This window comes from Dokdonella sp. (assembly GCF_017744955.1).
Classification (GTDB): domain Bacteria; phylum Pseudomonadota; class Gammaproteobacteria; order Xanthomonadales; family Rhodanobacteraceae; genus Dokdonella_A.
In genome coordinates this window covers 1049463-1074066 of sequence record NZ_JAGIAG010000001.1, presented here as the reverse complement: position 1 = coordinate 1074066, position 24604 = coordinate 1049463, and the positions used below count along the sequence as shown (strand labels likewise).

Below are 24604 nucleotides of genomic sequence, written 5' to 3'. Positions count from 1 at the left end.
TTCGGCATGCGGCGCAAGTCATGCCGCGAATCGGCTGGCGACGGGTCGAATCCGCGCGCATTGCGTTATCCTCGTCAACCTTCGACGCGGCGCCCGGCGCCGCCCCATCACGACGAGGACGTCCATGAGCGCCACCAGCGAAGCCAAGGTGCCGGATATCGGCAACTACACGAACGTTCCGGTCATCGAGGTGCTGGTCAAGGTCGGCGATACGGTCAGCAAGGACCAGGGCCTGGTCACCCTGGAGTCGGACAAGGCGACGATGGAAGTGCCCGCGCCGTTCGACGGCGTGGTCAAGGAGATCAAGGTCAAGGTCGGCGACGAGATCTCGGAAGGCGCCGTGGTCGCGCTGATCGAAGCCGCGGGTGCCGCAGCGGCGCCCGCGTCCGCCCCGGCCGCAGCGGCACCGGCGAAGGCCGAGCCGCCGAAAACCGAAGCGCCCAAGCCCGCTGCCGAAGCGCCGAAACCGGCGCCGGCCACCGCGCCCGCGCCGGCGATCGCCGACGCGCGCCCCGGCCTCGATCCGGAAGCCGCCGGCCCGCGCACGCCGCCGGTGCCGTTCGACGCCAGCACGGTGATGCCGGACAAGGTGCCGTACGCGAGCCCGGTCGTGCGCCTGTTCGCGCGCGAGCTCGGCGTGAACCTGGCCGAGGTCAAGGGCAGCGAGCGCAAGGGCCGCATCACCAGGCAGGACGTGCAGAACTACGTCAAGGCCGCGCTGGCCGGCGGCGCCACGCCGCGCGCCACGGCCGGCGGTGCGATCGGCGGCGGACTGAATCTGCTGCCGTGGCCGAACGTGGACTTCGCCAAGTTCGGCGAGGTCGAGAGCAAGCCGCTGTCGAAGATCAAGAAGATCTCCGGCGCCAACCTCGCGCGCAACTGGGTCATGATCCCGCACGTGACGCAGCACGACGATGCCGACGTCACCGACCTCGAGGCGCTGCGCGTGCAGCTCAACAAGGAAAACGAGGCGCGTGCCGACAAGAGCGGCGGCATCAAGCTGACCATGCTCGCGTTCCTGATCAAGGCCGTGGTCGCCGCGCTGAAGAAGTATCCGGAGTTCAACGCCTCGCTCGACGCGAGCGGCGAGAACCTGATCCTGAAGAAGTACTTCCACGTCGGCTTCGCCGCCGACACGCCGAACGGCCTGGTCGTGCCGGTACTGCGCGACGCCGACAGGAAGGGCGTGATCGAGATCGCGCAGGAGACCGGCGAGCTGGCGAAGAAGGCGCGCGACGGCAAGCTCGGCCCGGCCGACATGTCCGGCGGCTGCTTCTCGATCTCCAGCCTCGGCGGCATCGGCGGCACCGCGTTCACGCCGATCGTCAACGCACCGGAAGTGGCGATCCTCGGCGTGTCCAAGTCGGCGACCAAGCCGGTCTGGGACGGCAAGGCATTCCAGCCGCGCCTGATCCTGCCGCTGTCCCTCAGCTACGACCATCGCGTCATCGACGGCGCTTCCGCCGCACGCTTCACCGCCTATCTCGGCCAGGTGCTCGCCGACATGAGGCGCGTACTGCTGTAGTGCGCATCCTCGGCCTGCTCGGCGGCATGAGCTGGGAGTCGACGATTCCCTACTACCGCCGCATCAACGAGCGCGTGCGCGAACGGCGCGGCGGCCTGCAATCGGCCGAGCTGCTGCTGTACAGCGTCGACTTCGCCAGGATCGAGGCGCTGCAGCATCGCGGCGACTGGGACGCCGCCGGCCAGGTGCTCGCCGACGCGGCGCAGGCGCTGCAGCGCGCCGGTGCACAGGGCCTGGTGATCTGCACGAACACGATGCATCGCGTGCTGCCGCAGATCGAGCCGGTGCTGCGCGTTCCGGTCCTGCACATCGCCGACGCCACCGCGGCGCGCATTCGCGCCGCCGGCTTCACGAAGATCGGCCTGCTCGGCACGCGCTTCACGATGGAGCAGGATTTCTATCGTGGCCGTCTGGCCGGGCACGGGCTCGACGTGCGGGTACCCGACGAAGCGCAGCGCGCGGTCGTCCACCGCGTGATCTACGAGGAACTGTGCCAGGGCCGCTGCGTGCCGGAATCGCGCGCCGCATATCGCGCGGTGATCGCCGACCTGGTCGCCGCCGGCGCCGAGGCGGTGATCCTCGGCTGCACCGAGATCGGCCTGCTCGTCGACGCGAGCGACAGCGTCGTGCCGCTGTTCGACACCACCGCCATCCACGCGGAACACGCGGCCGACTGGGCGCTCGCCGACTGAGCGCATTCCGCGTGGAAGCGAGCGCGGGATCGGATGCCGGTGCGTCCGATCCCGTTTCCGTTCGTCCGTGAAGCCAGGAATTTGCCGCGACGCGCGTCAGTCCACGCCGTCGGCGAAGATCCGGTCGCGCAGCAGGCCGACGACCGAGAAGTCCAGGTTCGGCGGCGGACCGGCCGAGACCAGCGAGGCGCCGGCGACGACGATGCGGTTGTTCTGCAGCGCGATCGCGTTGCCCACGTCGTTGCCGCCGTCGACGTCGATCATGCTGAAACCGTTCGGCGGGCTGAACGCGTCGTGGTCGGTCGAGCCGTCGGCGAGGAAGCGCGTCACGTAGTAGTCCGTCGTCGTCGCCGGATTGGCGTTCGCGCGGATCGTGCCGGCGACCAGGAGACCGCCGCTCGCTTCCCTCGCCACGCCGTTGAAGACCAGGTCGTAGCCGGTGTTGTCGATGCGGAAGCCGCTGCCGCCGGTACCGAAGCCGCTGATCGGTTCCGCGTCCGGGCCGATCGCGGCGACCAGACCGTAGTGCTGTTCGCTGCCGATCTGGTCCTGGATCGAGCCGACCGCGATCAGCGTCTGGTCCAGCGCCAGCTGCGGATGGCCGGGCAGCAGGACCAGCGCGTTGAGCGACTCGTCGAGGGATTGGGCGGAGTAGCTCAGCACCTTCGCGCCGTTCGCGCCGAGCGCGGTGTCCGGATGGCCGTCCGCATTCAGGCGCACGACGAGGAGGTCGTCGTAGGGGAAATTGTTCAATTCGACGTTGCCCACCGCGACGATCTTGCCGTTGGTCTGGATCGCCACCGCTTTGAGCTTGCTGTAGCGGCCGTTGGTGGGCGTGAAGGAATTGCGTCCGCCGTTGACGAACTCGCTGTCGAGGTTGCCCTGGGTGTCGATGCGCGCGACGGCTGCGTGCGTATGCGTCTGGCTGAATACCGCACTGCCGACCATCACGATCTTGCCGTCCGGCTGCACCGCGATGTCGTGCAGCACGTCGGACTTGTTGCCCCCGGGCCCGGTCAGGTCGAAGGCGACGTTGACGCATTGCGAGCCGTTCGGGAACGCGCTCAACGCGCCGTCAATGTTGAACCGGCAGAGCGCGAAATCGTCGTTGCCGTTGACGGTAACGGTGCCGCCGACGAGCAGGTTGCCTTGGGTGTCGAGCGCGGCGGCGACGCCGGTCAGGCTGAAGCCGAGCTGCTCGGGCGCGACGACCAGGCCGACGTCGTCGGGGCCGTAGCCGGTGTCCAGGCTGCCGTTCTGGCGCAGGCGCGTGATGCCGATGCGCGCACCGGCGCCGGTCATCACCGTGCCGACCAGGTAGATGCGGCCGAAGCCGTCGACCACGCTGTCCAGGGCGTTGTCGATCGGGCCGGCGGCGCTGATGTCGAAGCCGACGACGGCCTTGCCGTCGCCGGCGAACGTCGGATCGAGCACGCCGTCGGCCGGTTCGGCGGCCACCGCGCCGGCGGCGAGGCCGAGCAGCGCCGCGACGGCGGCGTGAGATGCGGACTTGCGATGAATCGTCATGAGTACGTCTCCGGATGGGGCGTCCGCGCGAGCGGAACGGAAGATCGGCCGCCCGCGCGAGCTGCGGCGGGGAGTCCGCTCTCAGGTACGGAGAACGAATCGCACAGGGATCATTTCGTGCTCGCGCACGTTTCCGCATCGGGCCGCGTGCCGTTTCCTCGCGATTTACGCGGCGTCGCCGGTAGAATCCGAGGCTCCCTCCAGCGACGGCGCGCATCATGGCCAACACGATCGAAGTCAAGGTTCCCGACATCGGCAACTACACCGACGTGCCGGTCATCGAGGTGCTGGTGAAGGTCGGCGACACCGTCGCCAAGGACCAGGGCCTGGTCACGCTGGAATCGGACAAGGCGACGATGGAAGTGCCGTCGAGCGCGGCCGGCGTGGTCAAGGAGCTGCGCGTCAAGCTCGGCGACACGGTGGCGGAAGGTGTCGTCGTCGCGGTGATCGAGGCATCGGAGGCGGCTGCGTCTTCGCCGTCGCCTGCGGCGGGCGGAAGCAGCGCGAAGGCGGCTCCGGCCGCTCCCACTACGGCTTCCGCTAGTCCGGCGACGAACGGCGATTCCTCCGCGAAGGCCGGCGAAAGCAAGGCGCCGCAGGCCGCCGCCGCCAGCGGCCGCAAGGCCGACATCGAATGCCAGGTCGTCGTGCTCGGCTCCGGCCCCGGCGGCTACACGGCCGCGTTCCGCGCCGCCGACCTCGGCCAGAACACCGTGCTGATCGAGCGCTACGCCGCGCTCGGCGGCGTCTGCCTCAACGTCGGCTGCATCCCGTCGAAGGCGCTGCTGCACGCCGCGCGCGTCATCGACGAAGCCGCACATTCGGCCGACATCGGCATCGCGTTCGGCGAGCCGAAGATCGACCTCGACAAGCTGCGCGCCTACAAGGATAAGGTCGTCGCGCAGATGAACAGCGGCCTGGCCGGCATGTCCAAGCAGCGCAAGGTCACCGTCGTGCAAGGCACCGGCGTGTTCGTGTCGCCGCACGAGATCGAGGTCGAGACCAAGGACGGCAAGAAGCTCGTGCGCTTCGAGAAGGCGATCATCGCCGCCGGCTCGCAGGCGGTGAAGCTGCCCGGCTTCCCGTGGGACGACCCGCGCATGATGGATTCCACCGACGCGCTGCTGCTGCAGGAAGTGCCGAAGAAACTGCTCGTCGTCGGTGGCGGCATCATCGGCCTGGAGATGGCCTGCGTGTACGACGCGCTCGGCAGCGAGGTCACCGTGGTCGAACTGATGGACCAGCTGATGCCGGGCGCCGATCCCGACCTGGTGCGGCCGCTGCAGCAGCGCCTGTCCAAGCGCTACGCCGGCATCCACCTGAAGGTGAAGGTCGCGAAGATCGAGGCCGAAAAGAAGGGCCTGAAGGCAACGTTCGAGGGAGAGAAGGCGCCCGAGCCGCAACTGTACGACCGCGTGCTGGTCGCGATCGGCCGCGCGCCGAACGGCGGCAGGATCGGCGCCGACAAGGCCGGCGTCACCGTCACCGACCGCGGCGTCATCCCGGTCGACAAGCAGATGCGCACCAACGTGCCGCACATCTTCGCGATCGGCGACCTGGTCGGCCAGCCGATGCTCGCGCACAAAGCCACGCACGAAGGCAAGGTCGCGGCCGAAGTCGCCGCCGGCCAGAAGAGCGAGTTCGTCGCGCGCGTGATTCCGTCGGTCGCCTACACCGATCCGGAAATCGCCTGGGTCGGCCTGACCGAGACCGAGGCGAAGAAACAGGGCGTGCACTACGGCGTCGGCAAGTTCCCGCACGCGGCTTCCGGCCGCGCCGTGGGCATCGGCCGCACCGAAGGCTTCACCAAGCTGCTGTTCGACGAAGCCACGCATCGCATCATCGGCGCCGGCATCGTCGCGCCGAACGCCGGCGACCTGATCGCCGAAGCCGCGCTGGCAATCGAGATGGGCGCCGAAGCCGCCGACATCGGCCTGACCATCCATCCGCATCCGACCTTGAGCGAGTCGGTCGGCATGGCGGCCGAGGTGTACGAGGGCACGATCACCGACCTGTACATACCGAAAAAGAAGTGAGACGGAGTCGGCACGGCGGCTGAGATCCACGAGATACGATCCCCGATCCGTAAGCGCCCAATCACAAGGAAGGCCGAGCATGGACGAGCGTGCACGCTGGCGAAAACTCGGCGCAGCGATCGGAGCGGTCTGCTCCGCGCTGCTCGCCGCGACGACGCTCGCCGCCATCGCGGACGACGGAAGCGCCGATTCGTTGCTGCGCGACAAGCGCTACAACGAGGCGCGCCGACTCGCCGAGCGGCGCCTCGCCTCCGACCCCACCGACGAGCAGGCGTACTGGCTGCTGGCGCGGGCCGGGCTGGAAACCATCAAGGAAACCGCCGATCTCGAACGTCTCGCCGATACGCTGCAGCCCTGCCTCGAGCGCATCCCGCAGTCGGCGCTGTGCCATCTCGCGCTCGGCGAAACCTACGGCGCGATCGCCGCATCCGGCGGCATGCTCAAGGGCATGAAGTACGCCGGACGCGTCCGGGAAGAACTCGAAAAGGCGGTCGAACTCGATCCGCGCAATTTCACTGCACGCGACGACCTCAACCAGTTCTACCTGATGGCTCCCGGTATCGTCGGCGGCGGCGCCGACAAGGCGGAGCGCAACACGGCGGCGTTCGAAGCCGTGCGACCGGAAGCCGCCCCACTGCTGCGCGCGGGCATCCATTTGCAGAACGGCCAGCTCGATCGCGCCGGTGCGCTGCTGCTGGCGCCGGAGGCGTTCGCGTCCGCCGATCTCGCCGACGGCTACCGCAGCGCCCTGACCAGCCTGGGCTTCCGACAACTGGAAGCAAAGCAGACCGCCAAAGCGCTGGAGACATTCCGACGCGGCCGCGAACGTTTCCCGAACGACGCGAGCCTGTGCCTCGGCTACGGCCGCAGCGAGCTGGAGACCGGGCAGGTCGACGCGGCGATCACGTCCCTGCGCCGCGCCGTCGAACTCGATCCGCAGCGTGGTGCGCAATACCGCCTCGGTATCGCATTGCAGACCAAGGGCGACGAGGACGCGGCCGCCACAGCCTTCCGCGAATACATCGCGCTACCGACGGCGAAGCGCAGTGGGGACACTTTGAAAGATGCCAAGAGACGGCTGCAACAGTTGAAGCCGACATCCTGATGCCGCTTCGCGGAGCTGCGAGACACGTGCGCGTGGCATCAACGAGAGCTTCTCTCGCAGGGGCGCAAAGACGCGGAGAAAACAAACCGCCTTCGCCTTTCTCCGCGTCTCTGCGTCTCCGCGAGCAAGCTTCCTCGCAGAACTACCCCGCCGCGCGAATCAGCACCGACGTCGCATCGATCTGCAACTCGCGCTCCGCCGGCGCAGCAGCACCATCCTTCTTCAGGTGCGCCGCCTCTTCGGCCGAAAGCTTCTTCTCGCCCAGCGTTCCGTAGACGACCGCTTCGCCGCTCGCGTCCTTCGGCACGCTGAAGGCGTGGTCGTGCATGAACACGCGCGCGAACTCGCCGCTCTCGCCGCTCAGCACCAGCCAGCAGCCCTGCTTCTGGCACACCTGGGTGATGCGGCCGCTGAAGGCGCCGGCCTTGCCGAGCGCGGCTTCGGGTTTCGCCACCACGCTGTCCAGGCTGACCGCGGCCGGCAGGATATCGGCGAGCTTGGCGCCGTAGACCGCTCCGTCGGCGGTCTTCTGCACCGGCACTGCGGCGGCCGGGGCATCGTCGCCGCCGTGCGCGTGCCCGGCGGCGGCGTGGTCGTGGGCCCAGGCGGGAACGGCGAGCAGCAGGGAAAGGGCGAGTGCGAGACGCATGATGAAGCTCCGATCGGCGGAAGCGCGATTATTCACCGAATGCCGCCGCGCCGTCGCATGCGCCTCGATTCCCGTCGGCGCGCTACTTCCCGTACTTCGCCAGCAATGTGTCGAGGCGGGCCTGATGGAAGCCGCTGACCTTCTCCTCGCCGATCAGGATCAGCGGCGTGCCCTGCCCGTTCAGCGCCTTCCATTCCTGCTCCGCCTGCGCCGAGGTTTCGATGTCGCGCTCGTCCCACGTCACGCCGTGCGCCTTGAAGTATTCGCGCGCCTTGGCGCAGTAGCCGCAGGTCTGCGTCGCGTACATGACGATCTTCGGCTCGCCGGCCGGCGACTTCGACGCCGCGATCGCGAGCCCGGACCCAACGGCGGCCAGTCCGAACACGGCCAGCGCCACCACGCGCAGCATTCGCTTCACCATCTCGCTCTCCCGTCCTCGACGCCGCGATCACGGCCCGAGGTCAGAGTGCGCGTCCGCGGGATAGTTCCTCGGCGCCTTGCCTACGGCGCGCCCTCGAACCCGTCGGCGAAGATCGCGTCGGCCGCGCCCGGTGCATAGATCTCGCCGTAGGTGACCAGATCGGCGTTCTCGCTGCGCAGGTCGACGCCGGCGGCGATCAGCACGCGGCCGTCGGCGAGCAGGGCCGTGCGCGCGCCGTCGCGTTCGGTCGACGGACCGGGCGAGATCAGGCTGAAGGCGTCGGCGGCCGGATCGTACAGTTCGGCGGTGCCGGCCTCGATCCCCCACTGGTTGCTGCCGAGCGCGAACACCTTGCCGTCCGGCAGCGCGAGCAGGTTGAAGTCCACGCGCGCCAGGGCCATCGTCGCCTGGGACGGCACGAAGCTGGCGGTGGCGGGATCGAACAGCTCGCTGACGTCGAGCATTTCCTCCGGCCCGTAGCCGCCGGTGATCAGCACGCGGCCGTCGGCCAGTCGCGCTGCCGCGTGGCGCTCGCGCGAGGTCGACATCGTCGAGGCGAGCAGCGTGAACGTACCGGTGGCCGGGTCGTACAGTTCCGCGTTGTCGAGCAGGCCTTCGGTCGAACTGGTGCCGCCGACGACCAGCACGCGGCCGTCGGCGAGCAGGGTCGCGGTGTGCACGATGCGCGAGAAATGCGGCGCGCCGGTCTCGCTGAACGTGTCGCTGGCGGGATCGAACAACTGCGCGCGCGCGACCGTGCCCTGGCCCTGGATCCAGCCGCTGACCACCAGCGCGCGGCCGTCGGCGAGCGTCGTCACGGTGGTGCGCTCGCCGCCGACTTCGATGGCGCTCGGCACGGCGCTGAAGGTGCCCGACGCGGGATCGTAGAGCTCGCCATTGGCCTGCGTGAAGCTGATGCCGTTGTCGTCGGCGCCGGAGCTGCCGCCGACGACGAGCACGCGGCCGTCGTGCAGCAGCGTCGCCGCGTGGTCCCAGCGCGGCACCGTCATCGCGCCGGTGGCGCTGAACTGGCCGCTGGCCGGATCGAATACTTCGGCGGTGGCCGCCGGCGCGCGGTCGACCGTGCGCACGTTGCCGCCGGTGATCAGCACGCGGCCGTCGAGCAGGGTCGTCGCGGTCGGGCTGGTGCGCGCGGTCACCAGGTTGCCGGTGACGACGAACTCGGCCGAGGCGGCGATCGGCGCGAGGGCGAACAGCGCAGGCAGGACGAAGCGGCGCACGGCGGCGAATGCGGCCGAGGAAACGGAACTGGGCATGGCGCCTCCGGGCTGGGGTGATCTTCGATTCTGCGTCGCATCCGGCGCCGGCGCGTTCCGGTTCGCCTAGATGGTGGTGAGATTTCGGTGTGATCGCCGGCGCGTCAGGGACTTGGCGGCGTCCCGGCGGACGCCGCGATGCGCGACCGGACGTCGGCGTCGCGCTGCGGCGGCGCACGTTCGAGCTCCGCCGGGATGCGCCGCTCGCCGGCGAGAAGGCGCGCGCGTTCGAGCGCGGCCTGCCACGGCGCGTACGCGCCGAGCGCATGCTGCAGTTGCAGTTGCAGCAGGGCCGCGTCGTAGTCGCGACGCGCCCAGCCGGCGACGCCGCCGGCCGCCGCGCTGGCGCCGGCGAGATCGCCGTTGCGAATCAGCCAGCCGGCATGCGCCTGCGCGACCCACAGCATGTCGCCGGGAACCTGCGCGGCGGCGGCGCGGCGTTGCGCGGACTCGAACGCGCGCCGCGCGAGCTCGACCCGGTCCGCCGCCGCGTGCTGCTCGGCTTCGGCGAGGTCGGTGTACAGACGGACGTCGGCGTCGCCGTTGCGTGCGGCCCACGCCTGGATCGCCAGCGCCGCCGCACGCGCCTCCTCCGCATGACCGCGCGCCAGCGCACCGCGCAGGACGATCAGCGCGCTGCGGCCGGGATCGCGGCCGGCTTCGCCGGGCGGCAGCTTCGACAATTCCGCCTGCATCTCGCGCTCGGTCGCCTCGGCCTGCGCCGGTTCGAGCAGGTGACGCGCGCGCGCCAGTCCTAGCCGCCAGCCGTCCACACCGCGATCGTCGTCGACGCGCAGTCCCCGCAGCAGCTCCCGCGCCGCGCTCAGGCGGCCGTTGGCCGCGAGGATCTCGATGCGCAACAGGTCGGCCAGGAACCGCGCGCGCGGCGCGTGCTCGCGCCCGGACAATTCGCGCAGGCGCGGCTCGCCGGCGAGCGCGGCCGCCGGCTCGAGCAGCAGCAGCTGCGCGTCGGCCAGGTGCGTGCGCGCGATCAGCTCGTCGTGCGCGGCGTCGAATGCGCCCAGATGCACGGCGGCGCTTTCCAGCGCCGGCAGCGCCTCGACCAGGCGGCCGCGTCCTTTCGCGACGACGCCGAGCGCCAGTTCGGCCCGCGCCACGCCGAGGCGGTCGCCGGCGCTTTCGAGCGCGACGCGCGCCTGCAGGAAATCGCGCTGCGCGGCATCGGTGTCCTTGCCTTGCGCGTGCGCGACGCCGCGGCTCATCAGCGCGCGGCCGAACTCGCCCGGCGCGTCGCGATCCTGCAACAGGGCGATCGCGGCATCGGCGCTGCGGCGCAGGCCGTCGAGGTCGCCGCGCTCGTACTGCACGTTGGCCAGCCCGTTGTAGGCACGCGCGCGCATCGACGCCGCGTCGTCGTCGGTCAGCTCGGCCAGCAGACGTTGCAGGCGCGCCTGCGCCGGCTCGAGCCGTCCGCCGACGAAATCGGCCCAGGCACGCTGGTAGCGCCACTCGGGCGACTGCTGTTCGGCCGCGTCCGCGGCGTCGAGCAAGGCGATCGCGGCGTCGGTCTCGCCGGCCAGGCTCGCCGCCTCGGCGCGCAGCAGGCGCTGCGCCAGCGAGCGGTCGGCAGGCGTGCGATCCGGCGGCATCGGCCCCAGGCCGAGTTGATGCGCGAGACGATCGGCGGCCAGGCGTGCGGCGTCGAGCGCGTCGACCGATTCGCCGATCGCCTCCAGCGGCGGATCCCTGCCCTTCAAGGTCTGCAACGCGACGCGCCAGCGCTCGCCGTCCGGCTGCGCGCGCGCGGCGATCACCAGCGGCGCCGGCAGCGCGTCGCCCGGCAATGCGTCGACGGACCCGCCGGCGAGCGCGACCACGTTCGTCGCCGGCACCACCGGCTGACCGGCCGCGCGCAGGCGCTCGATCAGCGCGATCATCAGTCCGAGGCGCATCCAGGCGTGCTGCGGCGGCGCCTCGACCGCGACCGGCAGGACCAGGGCCAATGGCGCGGCGCCGGCCGGCGCGGGACGCTCGCGCAGCGCCAACACCGTCACCGCCGCGACGAGCGCGAGCGCGGCGACGGCGGCGAGCGACGCGATCCAGCGACGTCGGCGCGGCGGCGAAGTCGCATGCGGTTTCGGCAATGCGGGCACCGTCGCGTCGACCAGCTCGGTCTCGACCGCCCAGCGATAGCCGAAGCGCGGCACGGTGCGGATCGCGCTGTCGCGGCCGTCCTCGTCGATCATGCGGCGCAGGCGCGTGACCACCTGCACCAGCAGGTTGTCGGCGACGTCGACCTTGCCCCACACCGCCGCGATCAGCTCGTCGCGACCGACCGCGCGGTCGCGGTGCTCGATCAGCCACAGCAGGCAGTCGAACGCCTTCGGCGGCAGCACGACGCGCTCCTCGCCGCGATGCAGCTCGCGCGTCGCCGGATCGAGTCGGAAGTCGCCGAAGCGGTACATCGCGGCATTGTGGGTGCCGCCACGTACCTGCGCAAACCGTCAGGGCGTGGCGTCGAACCCGTCGACGAAGATGCGCTCGCTGTCCGCCACGCACATGCCCGGCACCTGCGCATGCGTCAGCGCGACGTCGTCGACGAACCAGCCTTCGCCGTTGGTGGACTGGTCGGAGCGGTAGAGCCAGCGCAGCTTGACGGTCTGTCCGGCGTAGGCGGAAAGGTCGACCTCTTGCGGCGACCAGGTGAAATGCCCGAGGCCGGTGAACGCGCCGCTGCCGACCGCGACGCCGCAGAGCGTGCCGCCGCTGTTGATGGTGCCCGGATAGCCGCCGAGCGGCGTCAGGCGCGTCCAGTTCGCGCCGGCGTCGGTCGAGATCTCGACGACGCCACCGTCACGGCCCTGTTGCGTGTCCCACACGCTCCAGAACGACAGCGTGGACTCCTGCGCTGCGGTCAGTTGCAGCTCCGGCGTGACCAGCGTCACGCACAGATTGTTCTCGTTGGTCGACCAGAAGCTCTGCGCGCCGCCGTGCACGCGCGCCGTAGACGGATGCCAGCCGGCGTGGAAGATCTGGTTGCCGCTGCGCGAGAGGACGGGAACCTCGACCGCTTCGGCTTCGAACAGCGGATCGCCGGGTTCGGCGCCGGAGGCGAAGGTGCCGTCGACGTTCGGCCCGGTCGGCGTGACCGCTAGCCGGACCAGGTTGCGGTCGGTGGCGCCGTTGGCGTCGTCGGTCGAGCGCACGACGTAGTACTGCGGCGCGCCGCCGGCGACGCCGATGTCGAGGTAGGTCAGCAGGTCGACGTCCTGCGCGATGCGGTTCGACTCGCTCGGCACGAAGTCGACGCTGCCGCCGCGATGGATCGAATAGCTCGCCGGGCCGCCGCAGGCCGGCTGCGCCGCGTTCCAGGCCAGCTGGACGCGGCATTCGGAAGCCGCCGCGTTCGTCGCCGCGGCAATGCCGGCGAACAGCGGCGGCGCGATGCAGGCGCCGGTCGTCTCCGCCTCGACGCAGGTCGAGGCGGGCGAGACGCATTGGCCGCCGTCGTCGCCGGCGACGACGCGGTAGCCGTAGGTCACGCTGCCGGACGCGCCGGTGTCGGAGTAGGTCGACGCGGCGAGCGCGTCGGCGATCGTTTCGAAGCTGCCGCTGCAACCGCCCTGGGCGCGCTCGACGCGATAGTGCGCGCCCGGCGTCGCGGACGCGGTCCAGGACAGATCGATGCGGCCGTCGCCGTTCGGCGTCGCGGCGAGGCCGTCCGGCGCTGCCGGCGGCACGCACAGCTGCGGCTGCAGCACGAAGAAGCCTTCGTCGATGCCGGTCGCGACGACGCGGCCGCTGCCGGGGAAGCGGTAGTTGTTCCAGGTGCCGTTGAACTCGGCGGTGTCGCGCGTCGGGTAGGTGTCGAAGTAGGCGACCTCGGTCAGCTGCGCGCTGGACAGGTTGTCGATGCGCAGGATGCGCACGCCAGCCTCGTAGTTGGACTGGTAGACGTACTGGCCGTGCACGTAGAGGTTGTGGTCGATGACGGACAGGCCGCTGTCGCGGTGGCCGACCAGGACCGGCGCTTCGAGATCGCTGACGTCCCAGACGTAGGTCCAGGCGGTGTGGCCGCTGTCGCTCTCGTCGAGTTCGTCGTCGACCAGCAGGTAGCGGTGGTCGTCGCTGAGCCAGCCCTGATGCGGATAGGAAGCGCCGGCGTAGGTCGTCGAGGAGAGCGTGACCGGCGCGCTCTTGTCGCTGACGTCGACGATCGCGATGCGCCGCGACGGGCCGTTCGCGTTGAAGCAGATTTCCTTGCCGACGTGCGCGGTGTCGGGACCTGCGTAGATCCAGCATTGCGACTCGTGCGTGTAGCCACCGGTCGGCACGCAACCGGCCAGGCTCGGCGCGGCCGGCGTGCTGAGGTCGAGGATCTGCAGGCCGCCGTGGGTCGGATCGCTGCCGCAGTTGATGTCGGCGCCGGCGATCATCGCGTAGCCGCTCTGCTCGTTGATCGAGATCGTGTGGCTGCTGCCGAAGGCACCGTAGTAGCCGTCTTCGGTGAACGTCTGCGGCGTGGTCACGCCGCGCAGGCGGGTCAGGTCGAACACCTGCAGGCCGTGCCCGGGATTCGCGTCGCTGATCACGTAGGCATGGTTCGCGTACACGCGCACGTCGCGCCACAGCGAGCTGCCGGTGCCGGCGTGCGTCGGCAGCTTGCCGAGGTAGTGCGGGTGGTCCGGCGTGGACAGGTCGTAGAACGCGGTGCCGTTGTTGGCGCCGACCAGGGCGTATTCGATGCCGCTTTGCGGATCGGTCCAGCCCCACAGGCTGTTGGTGCTCTGCGCGCTGAATTCCGCCAGCGGCACGAAGGCGAGCAGGTCGATGTTCGAGCACGGATAGATGCCGGCCATGCCGTCGACACAGGGCGTCGCGTGCATCGGCGCCAGCGGCGTGGGTTGCGCCGGCCGCGCCTCGCGCAGCGCGCGCATCTCGGGGGTCAGGGCGGGCTCCTGCGTCGACGCGGACGCGTCGACGAAGAACGGCAACAGCACGAACGGCAGCGCACGACGCAGCGACATCGACCTCTCCCCAGCCATTGGCCGGCCCCCGCCGGCGCTGCAGTCTAGCGAGGAAATCGACGCCTTGCGCTAGGGGACGTGCGCTGGGGAGGTGGAAAGCTTTCGACGCGGATCAGAGCCGATCGACGCCGATAAAGCGAAGCCCCTGTCTGTCTTGATCTGCGTCGAAGGCTTTCCACCTCGACGGAACGAAGGCAGCCGGACGGGGGTCGACGCGGAAGACTCGGACCGAGCACAACCTTCTCGTGCTTATCCGTGTCTATCCGCTTTGATCCGCGTCCAAAAAACGATTTTCCGCCATCGAAGTCAGGCGGGTATCAGCTGATCGGCGACCTCGTAGTGGCGCACCAGCGGCTCCATCTCGAGCAGGTAGTCCTCGTCCTCGGGGTAGTACACCGAGCGCTCCGGGTTCTCGCCGGCGAACGCGCGCACCGCGGCCATTGATTCCCACAGCGAGATCAGCACGATCTCGCAATGCTCGCCCTGCAATCGGCGCAGCACGGTGACGCCGCGGTTGCCGGGCGTCTTCGCGTAGTCCTTCAGGCCGGTCTCGTTGAGGTAGGCGATGTAGGCATCCGCCTTCTCCGCCTGAGTGATACCGCGCCAGATGCGAGCGATCATGGAATCCTCCGCGGAGCCAAGAGTTCATCTTCGCATACGCCGCGTTCGTGGAAGGTTACGCGGACCGCCACCGCGCATGCGGTTTCCGGGCCGCCGGGGGAGGCGACAGCACGCGCGCGCTGAGCGATGATGTGCGCGACTCGTGGGTGCGGTTTCCCTTTCCCCGGGAGGCGGGCCATGCGGTTCAGCGTGATCGTTCCGACCTTCGATCGGGCCGAGCCGGTCGTGCGCGCGATCGACAGCGCGCTCGCCGCCGGCGCCGCCGAGGTGATCGTCGTCGACGACGCCTCCACCGATCGAACCCAGGCCGTGCTCGAAGAACGCTACGGCGCGAACCTGCGCGTACGCGCGATCCGGCTGGAAACCAATGCCGGACCCTCGGTCGCGCGCAATCGCGGACTCGCCGCGGCGGACGGCGACGCGGTGCTGTTCCTCGATTCCGACGACGCGCTGGCGCCCGGCGCATTCGCCTTCGCCGCGGCCGCGTTCGAGGCGGTGCCGGCGCTGCGTTTCCTCACGCTGGAAGGCGAATCGCAGGCGCTCGGCAGCGACCGCGTCGATCGCGGCATCGTGCGCGGCGCCTGCCCCGGCTGGACCGGACCGGGCTTCGATCCCGGGCGCTTCGTCACCGTGCCGCTGACCGTGGCGGGCGCGGCGGCGTCCCTGCTCGTCGGCGACTGCCTGCCGGCGATCGTCTACGGCGACCTGTTCTACCTGTCCGGCCTGATCGTGCGCCGCGAGACCGCGCTCGCGGCCGGCCCGTTCGATCCGCGCCTGCGCTACCTCGAGGACTGGGATTTCACCGCGCGCATGTGCCTGCAGGGCATCGGCGGCCACCTGGACGCGCCCGGCTTCCGCCGTGAGACCGCGCGCCCCGATCAGTTGAGCCGGGTCGACAGCCAGTCGCGCCGCGCCGTCATGCACCAGCGCGTGCTGCGCCATCTGCACGCCGTCGCGCGCCCGCGCCGCGCGCTGCGGACCGTGTTGCGCAAGGCGCAGGCCGAAGCGGACTACTGGCTGGCGCGCTGCCTCGACCGCGCCGGGCATCCGCGCCTCGCGCGCGGCTATTTCCTGCGTTCGCTGCGCGCGCGACACAAGATCCACAAATGCCTGGTTCTGCTGCTGCTCGGAATGCCGCTGCTGCGGCGCCCGGCCGGTACGCGCACCGGCGCGACGCCGACGGATTCGGGCGGCTCCGGTGAGGATTCGGTGGAGAGCGTTTGACGCGGATCAAAGCGGATAGACACGGATAAGCACGAAAAAGATCTTGCTCTATCCGCGTCCTCCGCGTCGATCCGCGTCCGGCTTTCGCTTCTCGCTCGTCACGGCCGCGGCACCGGAGCCGGCTCGTCACCACGCACTTGTACGGCTCCGGTGAGGATTCGGTGGAGAGCGTTTGACGCGAATCAAAGCGGATAGACACGGATAAGCACGAGAAAGGTCTTGCTCTATCCGCGTTTTCGGCGTCGATCCGCGTCCGGCTTTCGCTTCTCACTCGTCACGGCCATGGCGCCGGAGCCGGCTCGTCACCACGGACTTGTACGGCTCCGGCGAGGATTCGGCGGAGAGCGCTTGACGCGGATCAAAGCGGATAGACACGGATAAGCACGAGAGGTCTTGCTCTATCCGCGTCCTCCGCGTCGATCCGCGTCCGGCTTTCGCTTCTCCCTCGTCACGGCCGCGGCACCGTGACGCCGGAGGATGCGAGCACGACGATGCGCACGTCCGTGCGCGTGCTCGGCAGCTCGCGTGCGATGCCGCGTTCGGCCCGCTCGGCCTGCAGCGCGGCCTGGAAGTGCCGCTCGAACGCGCGCCGCGGCGCTTCGCGCTGATGCTGCGCCACGCCGAACGCGACCACGATCGCCGCGGCGGCGCCGGCGAACGCCAGGCGCCACTGTCCACGCGGCGGCCGCGCGCGGCGCGCCTCGACGCTGCGCATCAGGCGCGTGAGGCCGCCCGCCGGCGGATCCAGCGCACGTTGCCAGGATGGGGCGTCGGTCATGGTGGTGCTCCTTCGAATCCCGTTTCGTTCAACGCCTCGCGCAGGCGCGCCAGCGCGTGATGGCGACGCGAGGCGACCGTGCCCGCCGGAATGCCGAGCACGGCGGCGATCTCGCTGCCGCCGAGGCCGCCGAACTCGGCCAGCAGCAGCACCTCGCGCAGCGGCGGCGACAATCGTTCGAGCGCCGCGCGCAGCCGGCGCAGCTCCAGACCGCGCACGGCCTCGGCGAGCGGATCGTCCGCGCTCGGCGACAGCGGGTCGAGTTCGCCGCGGCGCCACAACGTGCGCCAGCGCAGGCGGTTACGCGCCAGGTTCATCGCCGTGGTCCAGACCAGCGCATCGACGCGCGCGGCGTCGATCCGCGCGCGCCGGTCCCACACGCGCAGGAACGCGTCGTGGATCAGGTCCTGGCAGTCCTGCGTCTGCCACAGCCAGCGATACAACACGTTGTAGAGCGGTTTCTCCAGCCGCTGGTAACAGGCGTACAGCTCTCCTTCGCCGAGCGCCATGGGCGGCCTTACGTGGCGGGCACCGCATCGACGCGCACCAGATACAGCCGCGTGATCGTGGCCGCGCCGTCGCTGTCGGGCACCGGGTTCTGCGTGACGACCAGGGTCTGGCCGGGCGCGATCGCGGTGGTCGTCTGCGCGCCGGTCTCGGCGAAGCTGGCGTCGGCGATTCCGTTGCGGGTGCGCACCACGGCGATGCTGTCGCGATAGTCCAGGCTCACGCTCCAGGCGCCGCCGTCCGGCCGGATCGTGTAGCCGAGCTGCCGTGGCGGGGCGGTGCCGGCCGGGCCGGTGCCGGTCCAGTTGCGCTGCACGCTCTGGCCGAGGCTGGACACGCCGGTGATGTGGTCGCGCAACTCGAAGTGCACGATGCCGAGCTGCTTGCGCGCTTCGTCCAGCGCCGGCGCCAGCCCGACCAGGGCCGGGTCGTCGGCGCCGTTCTCCGGCACCGCGTCGACGCTCCAGAACGACAAGCGCAGCGGACCGCCGGACTTCGCCGGCGCTTCCTTCACCGGCTGCTCCTTGGTCAGCGCGCGCAGGCTCGCCTCGATGCTGCCGTGCAGGGTGGCCGGGGCGAGCACCACGAGACGGCCCGGCGCCGGGCTGGAGACCTTGCCCAGCGCGGTCTTCTCGTCGCCGGCGAACACGCTGTTCAAGGTGCGGCTGAGCATTTCGGTCTGCTCCGGCGGCACGTCGTAGACGCGCATCTCCAGCTTCGGCGCGTTCGCCGTGCCGGAATCCGCGCTGCCACCGCAGCCGCCGAGCAGGCCGGCGGCGAGGACCAGGATCACGCCGTATCGATTCATCGCAACGCTCCTTCGGACGAGGCCATCGACAGCCATTACACGCGAGCGCGCCGATTCTTCACTGCCGATTTTCCCGACGCCGATCGACAGTATGCGACGAGGCGCGTTGGCGCGTGCGCGGCCGGCGTTCTATCCTGCGGGCAAGAGCCGTGTGGAGAGGACGGACATGTTGTGGATCGGGTGGATGGTCGCCGTGCTCGCGCTCGGCCTCGCCTTCGGGTTGCATCGCGCGCTGCGCGCCGAGCGCGCACACGGCGTGCAGTTGCTGTACGCCAAGATCGACGCGGAGAACCAGCGCGACGCGGCGCAGACCGAGCAGAAGCAGGCGGCCGAGTTCGCCCGGCAGGACGCGGCGGCGGCGAACGAGCGCCTGCGCAGCCTGCTCGACGCGCTGCGCGGCGATCTCGACCGCGCCGCGGCCGACGTCGCCGCCTATCGCGCGCACGTGCGCCGTTTCGACGACGCGGTGCAGTACTGCCTGCAACCGGTCGAGCTGATCTTCGGAGCCGACAAGGCCAGCCTCGACGAACTGGTGAGCCACGTCGAAGGCGCGCGCCGCAACCTGTTCGAGGCACGCTCGGCGATGGACCGCCATCCGCTCCATCGCGGCACCGATCCGCTGGCCGCCGCCGGCACGGACCTGCGCGCGCTCGACGTGCTCGCGCACGGCCCGCAGCAAGACGAGCTGCCGCTCGCCGCGACGGCCTAGTCGATGCGCGCCCTGGTCGTCGGCGCCAGCGGCGCGGTCGGACGTTTCCTGCTGCCGCGCCTGCTCGACGCCGGCCACGACGTCGTCGCGCTGAGCCGCGGCGAACGCGCCGGCAGGCACGCGCGCTTGCGCTGGATTGTCGGCGACCTCGATCGCGACGTGCCGCTGCCGCAGCCGGTCGAGGCGATCTTCAGCCTCGGCCCGCTCGACGCGTTCGCGCGCTGGTTCGCGCGCACGGCGCCGGAGGGACGACCGCACCTGGTCGCGCTCGGCTCGATGAGCATCGACAGCAAGCGCGATTCGATCGACGCCGCCGAACGCGCCGTGGTCGAGCGCCTGCGCGCCGCCGAACTCGAACTCGCCGACGCCGCGACGCGGCGCGGCTGCGCCTGGACGGTGCTGCGGCCGACCCTGATCTACGGCGCCGGCATCGACCGCAGCCTGACCCCGATCGCGCGCTTCGCGCGGCGCTGGCGCGTGTTCCCGCGCCTGCCCGGCGCGCGCGGCCTGCGCCAGCCGGTACACGCGGACGATCTCGCCGCGGCGTGCATCGCCGTGCTCGAGCGGCCGGTCAGCGCCGGCAAGACCTACGCGCTCGGCGGCGGCGAGCGCCTGGGTTTCGACGCGATGCTCGAGCGTGTGCGCGCCTCGCTGCCGGTGCGCTGCCTGCCGCTGCCGCTGCCGATCGCGGCGGCACGCACGCTGGCGCGCCTCGGCCTGGTGCCGGCCGCGGCGGTCGAGCGGCTGACGCGCGACCTCGTCGCCGCCGACGACGACGCGCGCACCGACTTCGGCTGGTCGCCGCGCGGCTTCGTGGTCGATGCGAATACGTGGCGAGCCGGCGGCGAGGCCTGAATTCAGCGCCGATTCGCGCGGCGGCGGTTATTCCTGTCGGGTCGACGAGCGAGGAATTCCAATGCGATCCCTGTGCTGCCTGATCCTCCTCGCCGCGAGCGCCGCGCAGGCGCAGGACCTCGCCGATACCTGCGGCGCCAGCAGCAGCTACGACCTGACCCTGGCCCCCGACCACCTGCTGTTCGATCGCGCCGCGCCGGCGCCGCGGCGGGTGGAGCTGCGCGACGGCAAGCTCGATCTCGACGGCAAGCCGCTGCGCCTGAACGCCGAGCAGGTCGACCGCCTCGCGCTGTTCGAGCACGACCTGCGCGCGCTGGCACCGAAGGCGAAGGCCGTCGCGCGCGACGGCGTCGACCTCGCCGCGCAGGCCTTGCGCGCCGAAGCCAAGGGCCTGCAGCTCGGCGCCGACACGCAAGCCCGGCTCGACGCGACGCTCGATGCGCGCAGCGCCGAACTGAAGCGGCGCGTCGACGCCAGCACCAGCACCCACGACTGGCAGGACGAAGCGTTCGAGCGCTGGGCCGACCAGATCGCCGCCGAACTGCTGCCGCTGATCGCCGCCGATCTCGGCGCGCAGGCCCTCGACGCGGCGAGCAGCGGCGACCTGCAGACCGCCGCCTCGCTGCGCGATCGCGCCGCCGACCTCGCCGGCGACTTGCGCCCGCGCCTGGAGCGACGCCTGCAGGCGCTGAAGCCGCGCATCGCGGCGCTGTGTCCGTCGATCCGGCACCTGTACGAACTGCAGCAGGGCGTGCGCGGCGCGAACGGCCGCACGCTCGATCTGCTCGAACTCGACGGCGCGCGCTGAAGGAGCGTTCGTCGGCCTGGACGACGGCGCGTTTCGCCGCAGTGCAGCGTTGCCAACGCTCGTTTGACCGACCTAAGATGCTGCGACTTTCCAGGTCGCCATCCAAAGGGGCACCCCATGCAAGCCCGATTGATCACGACTGCGGTCGTTGCTGCGCTGTCGCTCGCTTCGTTCGCCCCGCGCGAGGCCCAGGCCTACGACTACTACGCGCCGGTGCAGTTCCACACCGTCGCCAGCTTCGATCCGAGCCAGGGCGTGATCCCGTTCCCGAACAACCTGCTGCTGAGCGGCACCAAGGATCTCACGCTGAACATCCCGGTCGCCGATCCGAACGCGCCGAGCGCGGGACCGACCCTGGCGATGAACGCGCTCGACGGCTTCAGCACGACGGCGCCGTGGTCGACCAGCTTCTCGGCGCCGATCGATCCGGCTTCGCTCACCGGCGGTTCGAGCGTGCGCGTGTTCCAGGTCAGGCTCAGCGGGCCGGGCGGCGGCGTCGTCGGCATCGAGCGCGAACTGGCCTCGCCGGCCGAGTTCGTCGTCGCGCCGGCGCCGTCGGACGCGAGCGGCCGCACGATCGCGATCGTGCCGACCAAGCCGCTGCAGCAGATGACCTCGTACATGGCCGTGCTCACCGACGGCATCAAGGACGCCGCCGGCCACAACGTGCGCGGCTCGCTGGTGTATCAGCTGGCCAAGCGCACCAGCCCGCTGTGCGCGAACAACGCCTCGCTGGTGACGCCGCTGCCGGCCGCCACCGCCTGCGCGCTGGAGCCGCTGCGGCTGCTGGTCAACACGCAGGAAGCCGCCGCCGCGACCGCCGGCGTCAATCCGGCCGGCATCGCGATGTCGTGGGTCATGACCACGCAGAACGTCACCGCGCCGCTGCTCGCACGCCAGAGCGTGATCGAGCAGTCGCCGCCGGCGGCGACGCGCATCGCGCCGACCGGCAAGACGCTCGGCGACCTCGGCCTCGGCCTGCCGCCGGTCGCCGACATCTACATCGGCACGGTCGACCTGCCCTACTACCTCAACTCGCCGGACATCGCCTGCGTTCCGGAGGGTCCGAACTGCCCGACCAATCCGCTCGTCGGAAACTGGGAAGCGGCGCCGGGCGCGTACCTGCCGCCGTTCGACAAGGCCGGGCTCGACCCGACCTCGACGAACGTGACCTACGCCAACCCGCTCGCGGTGGCCAAGACGACGCAGGTCGCGCCGCTGCTGATGACGGTGCCGAACGCGTCTTCCGGCAAGACCAAGCCGGCCGCGGGCTGGCCGCTGGTGATCTTCCAGCACGGCATCACGCGCAACCGCACCGACATGTTCGCCGTCGCCGGCACGCTCGCCGCGCAGGGTTTCGCCGTCGTCGCGATCGACCTGCCGCTGCACGGCATCACCGACAAGACCAATCCGTTCTACATCGGCAACACGCCGCTGGCCGCGCTCGGCGCGCGCGAGCGCACGTTCGACCTCGACCTGGTCGACAACGCGACCGGCGCGCCCGGTCCCGACGGCGTCATCGACGGCTCCGGCAGCCACTACATCAACCTGACCAGCCTGCTGACCTCGCGCGACAACCTGCGCGAGGGCGTGGTCGACCTGCTCGAGCTTTCGCACGCGGTGCAGGGCATGCACTATTCGACGGGCACGGACTTCGACACGGCCAAGGTCAGCTTCCTCGGCCAGTCGCTCGGCAGCATCGTCGGCGCGACGTTCCTGGCGATCGACCCGAACGTGCAGACCGGCATGCTCAGCGTGCCGGGCGGCGGCATCGCGCGCCTGCTCGACGCTTCGCCGACCTTCGGCCCGCGCATCCACGCCGGCCTCGCCGCGGCCGGCATCGAGCAGGGCACGCCGCTGTACGACACCTTCATGGCGGCGACGCAGACGGTGGTCGACTCGGGCGATCCGATCAACTTCGCCGGCAACGGCACGCTGCTGCTGGCCCGCTACAACGAAGACGGCAGCGTGGCTCAGTACGGCAAGAACCTGCTCGTGCACGAAGTCGTCGGCGGCGGCGACGTGCTGCCGGACCAGGTGATTCCGAACCGCGTCGCCGGCGCGCCGCTGTCGGGTACCGAGCCGCTGATCGCGGCCCTGCAGCTCCCCCCGATCACCGAATCGGTGCAGTCGACGGGCGGCAGCCTGCAAGGTGCGGTGCGCTTCGTGCAGGGCGAACACGGTTCGCTGCTCGATCCGACCGACTTCCCGGCCGCCACGCAAGAGATGCAGGGCGAAATGGCCAGCTTCCTGGCGACCGGCGGCCAGGCGGTGCTGGTGCGCAACCCGGCCGTCATCCTCGGCCCGCAGCCGTAACGCATTCCCCCGGCGCGCCGCACGGCGCGCCGGGGTTCAGCGCCGGTCCGGCATCCTCGCCGCGAATTCCCGCGGAGAACCCCGATGCGTTTCCTGTTCGCGCTGCTCGCCGGCGGCGTTCTTTCGACGTCCGTGGCGGCCAAGGACGCCGCTCCCCCGTTCGCCGCCGAGCTGCCGTTCCGCGATTGCGACGGCCTGATCTGCATCGACGTCGCACTCGACGGCGGCAAGCCGCGCACCTTGATGCTCGACACCGGCAACGCGAACTCGACCCTGCTCAGCGAAGTCGCGCGCGAACTGAACTGGAAGCTCGACCCGGCGATGCGCGGCAGCGAGGAGGTGCCCGGCATCTTCCGCGGCGGCGAACACCGTGTCGCGCTCGGTGCGCTGCAGTCGAAGGCGGATTTCTTCGTGTTCGACCGCGCCCTGCTCGGCGAGCACCGGCCGCCGGTCGACGGCTCGATCGCCTACGACTTCTTCAAGGACCGCCGACTCGAGATCGACTATCCGCGTCATCGCCTGCGCATTTCCAACGTGCTGACGATCGCGGCGCCGGAACGCGACGAAGGGACCGGTTCGCTGAAGATGATCGGCTTCGGCGAACGCGGTCCGGCGACGCTGGTCGCCTCCGGCTTCACGCTCGACGGCAAGCCGCTGCGCGCGCGCATCGACACCGTTTTCACCGGCACCCTGCTCGTCTACGACGGCGCGCTCGGGCGGCTCGGCCTCGCCAAGAGCGGCAAGCCGGAGTTCTTCGCCTACACCGATGCCGGCGTGAACCTGCTCACCGCGCCGGCGCCGAAGATCGCGTTCGACGGTCGCGCATTGGCGTCCAAGTCGCTGTACTTCCCGGTCGACGACGGCCCGCTGCGCCAACCGGACGGCCTCTTCGACGCGACCGCCGGCAACGCGCTGTTCGCGCACAGTGTCGTCACGCTCGACTTCCACGCGATGACGATGCAAGTGAAGCCCGCGAAGTAATGAAGCGCTATTGAAAAGTGCGGCCAGGGATGGCCGCGGGTAGACCAGCCGAAGGAACGCGCCCCGTTACCGCATCCCCCTCGCACGACGGCGGCGATCCAGGACGGATCGCACAAGTCACTCAGTGCGGCCAGGGATGGTCGCGGTAGACCAACCGAAGGAACACGCCCCGTCACCGCGTCGAGCGTGCACGACAGCGGCGATCCAGAACCGATCGCCCAAATACCCGCTCAATAGGCGACGCCGACGCGCCGCATGAACTTGCCCATCAACCACGCCGGGCCGATCAGCAGATACTGCAGGTCGGTGAAGAACGACGGCCGCCGCCCCTCGATCAGATGGCCGATGAACTGGCCGATCCAGGCGGCGACGAACACCGCGATCGCCAGCCACATCAAGCCGCTCGGGCCGAGCGAGCGGTACGCCGCCTCGGTCAGCAGCGCCAGCAGCACGAACAGCACGATCATCGCCGCGCCGAGCGGGCGCGACAGCCGCCAGTAGAACGCCAGCACGGCGACCATCACCAGGCCGCACCACAGGCCCGCGCGGCCGATCGAGGCCGGCACCGGGATCAACCACAGGAACGCGATCGCCGCCCACAGGATCGCCGGCACGCAGATCCAGTGGATCAGCCGGTTGGTCGGGTTCTGGTGATCGGCGCTGTAGCTGTCGAACCAGTCGTTGACGCTGCGCATGAGGCGGTCCTCGAACGGAACTCACAGGATGTGGAGAAAGTGCCTTCGTGCACTTTTCAACCCGGCGGGCACGGCACGCGCC

Annotated in this window: 21 protein-coding genes; 10 read left to right on the top strand and 11 right to left on the bottom strand. The window is 70.4% G+C overall.

The annotated features are described in order from the left end of the window. Positions 1 to 124: 124 nt before the first annotated feature. Both J7520_RS04375 and J7520_RS04370 read left to right on the top strand, forming a co-directional pair. Positions 125 to 1525 carry a dihydrolipoyllysine-residue acetyltransferase gene (locus tag J7520_RS04375; RefSeq protein WP_291184521.1) on the top strand — a complete coding sequence of 467 codons (1401 nt, stop codon included), beginning with the start codon at positions 125 to 127 and terminating at the stop codon, positions 1523 to 1525. After that, a complete protein-coding gene (locus J7520_RS04370) occupies positions 1525 to 2217 on the top strand; it encodes an aspartate/glutamate racemase family protein (RefSeq protein ID WP_291184518.1) in 693 nt (230 codons plus the stop codon). The genes J7520_RS04375 and J7520_RS04370 overlap by 1 nt, the downstream gene beginning before the upstream one ends. Before the next feature lie 96 nt (positions 2218 to 2313). Here the strand turns inward: J7520_RS04370 and J7520_RS04365 are convergent, their stop codons facing one another. After that, positions 2314 to 3744: a hypothetical protein gene (locus J7520_RS04365; RefSeq protein WP_291184515.1), complete on the bottom strand. Its 1431-nt coding sequence runs from the start codon at positions 3742 to 3744 to the stop codon at positions 2314 to 2316. A 218-nt stretch (positions 3745 to 3962) separates the two neighbouring features. Between J7520_RS04365 and lpdA the strand changes: the two genes are divergently transcribed. Together lpdA and J7520_RS04355 are read left to right on the top strand one after the other, a co-directional pair. Further along, positions 3963 to 5780, top strand: coding sequence for a dihydrolipoyl dehydrogenase (lpdA, locus tag J7520_RS04360; protein ID WP_291184512.1), 1818 nt, complete (start codon positions 3963 to 3965; stop codon positions 5778 to 5780). A 79-nt stretch (positions 5781 to 5859) separates the two neighbouring features. Continuing rightward, on the top strand, positions 5860 to 6885 hold the full coding sequence (locus J7520_RS04355; protein ID WP_291184509.1) for a tetratricopeptide repeat protein: 1026 nt from the start codon (positions 5860 to 5862) through the stop codon (positions 6883 to 6885). A 142-nt stretch (positions 6886 to 7027) separates the two neighbouring features. Here J7520_RS04355 and J7520_RS04350 read toward each other — a convergent pair whose 3' ends face one another. The 6 genes from J7520_RS04350 to J7520_RS04325 form a co-directional block, all read right to left on the bottom strand. Further along, entirely contained in the window at positions 7028 to 7534 is a 507-nt protein-coding gene (locus tag J7520_RS04350; protein ID WP_291184506.1) for a DUF4920 domain-containing protein, read from the bottom strand. Positions 7535 to 7616: 82 nt separating this feature from the next. Further along, positions 7617 to 7955 carry a glutaredoxin family protein gene (locus tag J7520_RS04345; RefSeq protein ID WP_291184503.1) on the bottom strand — a complete coding sequence of 113 codons (339 nt, stop codon included), beginning with the start codon at positions 7953 to 7955 and terminating at the stop codon, positions 7617 to 7619. An 80-nt stretch (positions 7956 to 8035) separates the two neighbouring features. Continuing rightward, positions 8036 to 9232, bottom strand: coding sequence for a kelch repeat-containing protein (locus tag J7520_RS04340; RefSeq protein WP_291184500.1), 1197 nt, complete (start codon positions 9230 to 9232; stop codon positions 8036 to 8038). A gap of 104 nt (positions 9233 to 9336) precedes the next feature. Further along, positions 9337 to 11658, bottom strand: a complete 2322-nt coding sequence (locus tag J7520_RS04335) for a winged helix-turn-helix domain-containing protein (RefSeq protein WP_291184497.1) — start codon at positions 11656 to 11658, stop codon at positions 9337 to 9339. A 39-nt stretch (positions 11659 to 11697) separates the two neighbouring features. Next, positions 11698 to 14220: a choice-of-anchor B family protein gene (locus J7520_RS04330; protein ID WP_291184494.1), complete on the bottom strand. Its 2523-nt coding sequence runs from the start codon at positions 14218 to 14220 to the stop codon at positions 11698 to 11700. A 306-nt stretch (positions 14221 to 14526) separates the two neighbouring features. After that, on the bottom strand, positions 14527 to 14841 hold the full coding sequence (locus J7520_RS04325; protein WP_291184491.1) for a hypothetical protein: 315 nt from the start codon (positions 14839 to 14841) through the stop codon (positions 14527 to 14529). A 177-nt stretch (positions 14842 to 15018) separates the two neighbouring features. Between J7520_RS04325 and J7520_RS04320 the strand changes: the two genes are divergently transcribed. Then, positions 15019 to 16065 carry a glycosyltransferase gene (locus J7520_RS04320; protein WP_291184488.1) on the top strand — a complete coding sequence of 349 codons (1047 nt, stop codon included), beginning with the start codon at positions 15019 to 15021 and terminating at the stop codon, positions 16063 to 16065. A 448-nt stretch (positions 16066 to 16513) separates the two neighbouring features. Here J7520_RS04320 and J7520_RS04315 read toward each other — a convergent pair whose 3' ends face one another. From J7520_RS04315 to J7520_RS04305, 3 genes are read right to left on the bottom strand one after another with little or no spacing between them, the layout of a single operon-like run. Continuing rightward, on the bottom strand, positions 16514 to 16843 hold the full coding sequence (locus J7520_RS04315) for a hypothetical protein (RefSeq protein ID WP_291184485.1): 330 nt from the start codon (positions 16841 to 16843) through the stop codon (positions 16514 to 16516). Then, a complete protein-coding gene (locus J7520_RS04310; protein ID WP_291184482.1) occupies positions 16840 to 17352 on the bottom strand; it encodes a sigma-70 family RNA polymerase sigma factor in 513 nt (170 codons plus the stop codon). Before J7520_RS04310 ends, J7520_RS04315 begins: the two co-directional genes overlap by 4 nt. Positions 17353 to 17360: 8 nt before the next feature. Continuing rightward, a complete protein-coding gene (locus J7520_RS04305; protein WP_291184479.1) occupies positions 17361 to 18158 on the bottom strand; it encodes a hypothetical protein in 798 nt (265 codons plus the stop codon). A 166-nt stretch (positions 18159 to 18324) separates the two neighbouring features. On the opposite strand from J7520_RS04305, the gene J7520_RS04300 reads away from it, so the two are divergent. The 5 genes from J7520_RS04300 to J7520_RS04280 all read left to right on the top strand — a co-directional run bounded on the left by J7520_RS04300 (position 18325) and on the right by J7520_RS04280 (position 23827). After that, positions 18325 to 18867: a hypothetical protein gene (locus J7520_RS04300; protein ID WP_291184476.1), complete on the top strand. Its 543-nt coding sequence runs from the start codon at positions 18325 to 18327 to the stop codon at positions 18865 to 18867. A gap of 3 nt (positions 18868 to 18870) precedes the next feature. Further along, positions 18871 to 19722, top strand: coding sequence for an NAD-dependent epimerase/dehydratase family protein (locus tag J7520_RS04295; RefSeq protein WP_291184473.1), 852 nt, complete (start codon positions 18871 to 18873; stop codon positions 19720 to 19722). Positions 19723 to 19783: 61 nt separating this feature from the next. Continuing rightward, positions 19784 to 20530, top strand: coding sequence for a DUF2884 family protein (locus tag J7520_RS04290; protein WP_291184469.1), 747 nt, complete (start codon positions 19784 to 19786; stop codon positions 20528 to 20530). A 117-nt stretch (positions 20531 to 20647) separates the two neighbouring features. Then, positions 20648 to 22846: an Ig-like domain-containing protein gene (locus J7520_RS04285; protein WP_291184466.1), complete on the top strand. Its 2199-nt coding sequence runs from the start codon at positions 20648 to 20650 to the stop codon at positions 22844 to 22846. 84 nt (positions 22847 to 22930) lie between these two features. Further along, a complete protein-coding gene (locus J7520_RS04280; protein WP_291184462.1) occupies positions 22931 to 23827 on the top strand; it encodes a hypothetical protein in 897 nt (298 codons plus the stop codon). Between the two features lie 230 nt (positions 23828 to 24057). Here the strand turns inward: J7520_RS04280 and J7520_RS04275 are convergent, their stop codons facing one another. Beyond that, complete coding sequence (locus tag J7520_RS04275) at positions 24058 to 24522, bottom strand: Mpo1-like protein (protein WP_291184459.1); 465 nt, start codon at positions 24520 to 24522, stop codon at positions 24058 to 24060. Positions 24523 to 24604 lie beyond the last annotated feature (82 nt).

Coding starts and splice junctions, on each gene's coding strand:
- J7520_RS04375 (WP_291184521.1), top strand. CDS start 125: ATGAGCGCCACCAGCGAAGCCAAGGTGCCGGATATCGGCAACTACACG.
- J7520_RS04365 (WP_291184515.1), bottom strand. CDS start 3,744: ATGACGATTCATCGCAAGTCCGCATCTCACGCCGCCGTCGCGGCGCTG.
- lpdA (WP_291184512.1), top strand. CDS start 3,963: ATGGCCAACACGATCGAAGTCAAGGTTCCCGACATCGGCAACTACACC.
- J7520_RS04355 (WP_291184509.1), top strand. CDS start 5,860: ATGGACGAGCGTGCACGCTGGCGAAAACTCGGCGCAGCGATCGGAGCG.
- J7520_RS04350 (WP_291184506.1), bottom strand. CDS start 7,534: ATGCGTCTCGCACTCGCCCTTTCCCTGCTGCTCGCCGTTCCCGCCTGG.
- J7520_RS04345 (WP_291184503.1), bottom strand. CDS start 7,955: ATGGTGAAGCGAATGCTGCGCGTGGTGGCGCTGGCCGTGTTCGGACTG.
- J7520_RS04340 (WP_291184500.1), bottom strand. CDS start 9,232: ATGCCCAGTTCCGTTTCCTCGGCCGCATTCGCCGCCGTGCGCCGCTTC.
- J7520_RS04335 (WP_291184497.1), bottom strand. CDS start 11,658: ATGTACCGCTTCGGCGACTTCCGACTCGATCCGGCGACGCGCGAGCTG.
- J7520_RS04330 (WP_291184494.1), bottom strand. CDS start 14,220: ATGTCGCTGCGTCGTGCGCTGCCGTTCGTGCTGTTGCCGTTCTTCGTC.
- J7520_RS04325 (WP_291184491.1), bottom strand. CDS start 14,841: ATGATCGCTCGCATCTGGCGCGGTATCACTCAGGCGGAGAAGGCGGAT.
- J7520_RS04320 (WP_291184488.1), top strand. CDS start 15,019: ATGCGGTTCAGCGTGATCGTTCCGACCTTCGATCGGGCCGAGCCGGTC.
- J7520_RS04315 (WP_291184485.1), bottom strand. CDS start 16,843: ATGACCGACGCCCCATCCTGGCAACGTGCGCTGGATCCGCCGGCGGGC.
- J7520_RS04310 (WP_291184482.1), bottom strand. CDS start 17,352: ATGGCGCTCGGCGAAGGAGAGCTGTACGCCTGTTACCAGCGGCTGGAG.
- J7520_RS04305 (WP_291184479.1), bottom strand. CDS start 18,158: ATGAATCGATACGGCGTGATCCTGGTCCTCGCCGCCGGCCTGCTCGGC.
- J7520_RS04300 (WP_291184476.1), top strand. CDS start 18,325: ATGTTGTGGATCGGGTGGATGGTCGCCGTGCTCGCGCTCGGCCTCGCC.
- J7520_RS04295 (WP_291184473.1), top strand. CDS start 18,871: ATGCGCGCCCTGGTCGTCGGCGCCAGCGGCGCGGTCGGACGTTTCCTG.
- J7520_RS04290 (WP_291184469.1), top strand. CDS start 19,784: ATGCGATCCCTGTGCTGCCTGATCCTCCTCGCCGCGAGCGCCGCGCAG.
- J7520_RS04285 (WP_291184466.1), top strand. CDS start 20,648: ATGCAAGCCCGATTGATCACGACTGCGGTCGTTGCTGCGCTGTCGCTC.
- J7520_RS04280 (WP_291184462.1), top strand. CDS start 22,931: ATGCGTTTCCTGTTCGCGCTGCTCGCCGGCGGCGTTCTTTCGACGTCC.
- J7520_RS04275 (WP_291184459.1), bottom strand. CDS start 24,522: ATGCGCAGCGTCAACGACTGGTTCGACAGCTACAGCGCCGATCACCAG.